1 protein-coding gene is annotated in these 1,726 nt (G+C 60.8%); it reads right to left on the bottom strand.

Translation table 11 applies throughout. From position 1 onward, the window contains the following. Window positions 1-1,089: 1,089 nt before the first annotated feature. The coding region (locus I55_RS32420) for a hypothetical protein (RefSeq protein ID WP_044564860.1) at window positions 1,090-1,726 on the bottom strand (637 nt) is incomplete at its 5' end.

Raw genomic sequence — 1,726 nt, 5'->3', positions numbered from 1 at the left:
CGATATGCCAAACATTGCCGACACTAAACAATGAGATATTCTTCATATAGATTCAAACCGCTTCGCGGCATTTGCCCTCCATGGGGGCGTGACTGACCGGCGTAATATCCGCCTGCAAGCGTGCTCAAGCGTCCAGTATCGGTGTCTAGATCGGGCTGGGGCTGGTACGTGATTCCCAAGTATCGGGTGGGGAGGATAAGGGGTCGGGCAATCACGAAGGCGCGGGGTGGGGCAAGGCGACGGGGCCTTCATCCCGAACGTCTGGCATCGGAACCGACTGTGCCCGCCTGTTATCGGGACGGAAGGGCGCCGGGCCTGCTTTATTAGGGGGGCGATTGTGGGCTTCTCTCTTTTTCGTCGGTCCCGCCTGGATGATCCTTTGCAGATCGGGGCGCAATATCGCCGTGTGGTATCCGGCAATGTCACGGAAACGGCCGATCCCCCGTCCGGCGCGCCACTCTCATGAGCAGATAGATGCCGGCCTCCACGCGCCGCATCCTTCCCGATGTATGGCGGTACGGCACGGCGACGACCTGTTTGACCCAGGCGCTTCTCTCCTCGAATACGGGATGTCCGTCAAGCCAGGGTCGACCATCGACCCGCACGCTCACCTGGTAGGGCGCCAGCACCCCCGCAGGCTTCGCCCCTTGAGCCCTCGGTGGACGTCGGAACGGCAGCACCAGGGCGCTCATCGGTGAGCCTTCGGCATCTGACCCACGACGGCCGCGTCTACGGCGGGGAGTTTGCCAAGAGATTGCGCCGGTGCCTGTAGGCTCGGCACCAAGGGGCCTATTTCTGTCAAAAGGCGACCCAGCGGGCTCACGACACTCGCCAGTAACGCCAGCGCGGCGGCAGTCTTTAACATGATGCACCATCGTCGTTTAAGCGATGGACATCTATTTATACGCAGATTTATGAGGCGTCAAAACCACGAATATTGCCAATCAGGAGTGACTAATAAACGATTGGCAGATATTCGTGCTTTGTTTGTGGCCGTGACGACAGAAAATTGATGGGTGCTTGCGACCAAGAGGGGGGGGATTGTGGCATCGCGAACGAGCTTGGCTGCGCCATGCCAGCTTCCTGATGTCATCCCGTGCATTTCACGATAACCGACAAGGCTCCATAGGGCGCCACCAACTCGACGGCCTGGCTGCCGGTGCCGCTGGCGTTTTGCGTCCACGCGATGAGGCGGACCATCCAGTAGCTGCCGAAATCCTGCACGGGAGCCTGAAACCCCAGGATGGGATAACCCGAGCCCGTGTCCGACAGCTGGATGGGCTGCGCGAAAATCTGCGCCGTCTCGCCCGCCCTGCAGCTCGGCTTGGCCACTGTTCCTCGTGGGGATACCACGCTCACGTAGTAGACGGCATCGCTCGCTTTGGCGCCCGTTGAGCTCAAGATCACGTCCGTCGTTGTGACCTGTCCCGCCACCGACGCGTTGTTGTTCATCTGGACATTGCCGTTCAGGTAGCTCTGACCGGTCACGCCGAGATTGCCGTAAGCTTGCACGTTCCCGTTCGCGGTCATTTGTCCAGCGACGGTGAGGTTGCCGCTATTGGCCCAGGACGGGTATAGCCCGTTGCGCAGCGACTTCAGCAGGGCCGCGTCGGTCCCGTCCAGCTGCGTGGCTCCCATGGTCACCGTGGTGGTGTTGATGTCCCCGGCTCCCGTTATGTTGCATGGATAGGGGTTTCGATGGGACCCGGGCCGGATGTCCAACCCG

Source organism: Azospirillum sp. B4, from assembly GCF_000333275.1.
Classification (GTDB): domain Bacteria; phylum Pseudomonadota; class Alphaproteobacteria; order Azospirillales; family Azospirillaceae; genus Nitrospirillum.
This window is presented reverse-complemented; position numbering and strand designations above follow the sequence as displayed.